The 1,420-nt window shown below is 57.9% G+C and carries 1 protein-coding gene and 1 pseudogene; one reads left to right on the top strand and one right to left on the bottom strand.

Translation table 11 applies throughout. The annotated features are described in order from the left end of the window. Window positions 1-269 precede the first annotated feature (269 nt). On the top strand, window positions 270-1,241 hold the full coding sequence (locus tag BKD70_RS23105) for a magnesium and cobalt transport protein CorA (RefSeq protein ID WP_003193449.1): 972 nt from the start codon (window positions 270-272) through the stop codon (window positions 1,239-1,241). Here BKD70_RS23105 and BKD70_RS23100 read toward each other — a convergent pair. Beyond that, window positions 1,238-1,420 (bottom strand): annotated as a pseudogene (locus tag BKD70_RS23100) (amidotransferase); the annotation flags it as partial. The gene BKD70_RS23105 and the pseudogene BKD70_RS23100 sit on opposite strands and share 4 nt — an antisense overlap.

Here is a 1,420-nt window from a genome sequence, read left to right as displayed (position 1 = left end):
GTGGATGACATCCCTCAGTTGCTGCTGACGTGTCAGACGCAGATGGATGAATGCATCGCGCAGATGGACCGTGAGCTTGTAGGAGCGAGCTTGCTCGCGAAAAACGTATAAGCGACGCGGGTCACCTGATGGCGCTGCGTTATCGTTGACGATTTTCGCGAGCAAGCTCGCTCCTACAGGGGAGTGGGCAATGTCGGTGAGCAACAACGGAACGCCATTCAGGCTAAGCTGCCCAACATCTGTCCTCTTGATAAGAAGTGATCAGCACCATGGGTAGAGTTGTTGCGGCTGCCGTCTACAGCGCCGGTAAGAAAGTCTCGGATATCACTCTCGATGAAGGCGCGGCCTGGGCCGCCAAACCTGGGCACTTTGTGTGGATCGGCCTGGAAGAACCCAGCGCCCAGGAACTGAACAACCTGCAACGCCAGTTCAACCTGCACGAGCTGGCGATTGAAGACGCCATGGAAAAACACAGCCGCCCGAAGCTGGAAACCTTCGGCGACGCGCTGTTTATCGTCACCTACTCACCGGTGCGCGAGAACGGCAAGCTGGAGTTTATCGAAACCCATATTTTTGCCGGCAACGGCTACATCATAACCGCACGCAACGGTCACTCGGCGTCCTACGGCTTTGTGCGCCAACGCTGTGAGGCGCGCCCGTTGTTGCTGGAGCATGGGGAAGATTTCGTACTCTATGCGTTGCTGGATTTTGTCACTGAAAACTACCAGCCGGTGAGCGAGGCGATCCACGCCGAGATTGATGAGTTGGAGCGTAACGTGCTGTGCAGTTCGCTCAACGAGCGCGATATCCAGCACCTCCACGGCCTGCGCCGCGATGTGTTACGGCTCAAGCGGCACGTGGCGCCAATGGTGGAGATCAGCCAGGAGTTGCAGAAGCTGAGCTTCCCGTTTATCGACAAGAACATGCGCCCGTATTTCCGTGATGTGCAAATCCACGTGACGCGGCAAATGGAAGACCTCACCACCCTGCGCGACATTGCCAGCCAGACCATCGAGATCGGTGTGTTGCTGGAGGCGTCGCGCCAGAGCGTGGTGCAGCGCAAGTTCGCCGCGTGGGCGGCGATCCTGGCGTTCCCCACGGCGGTGGCGGGGATTTACGGGATGAACTTTCAGAACATGCCCGAGCTGCAATGGCACTACGGCTATTTTGCGGTGCTCGGTTTTATTACCTTGGGCTGTACCGGTTTATGGGCCAGCTTCAAGCGTTCGGGCTGGCTTTAAGCCTTGGCTTCAGGCTGGTGCGCCACAAAGCGCATCATCCACTCCGCCACGGTCACGCCGTGGTGGTCGCGCTCCAGGCTGGCCACGCCGTTGCTGTAGACCTTTTCACCCAGGGTTGTCTGAAGTATTTCCAGCAACTCACGGGAATAGTCGTGAACAAACTCCGGATGGCCCTGGAA

The sequence above is a fragment of the Pseudomonas sp. BS-2016 genome (assembly GCF_001806145.1).
Lineage (GTDB): Bacteria > Pseudomonadota > Gammaproteobacteria > Pseudomonadales > Pseudomonadaceae > Aquipseudomonas > Aquipseudomonas lundensis.
Note: the sequence above shows the minus strand (reverse complement) of the source record. Positions and strands in the feature narration are given on the sequence as shown.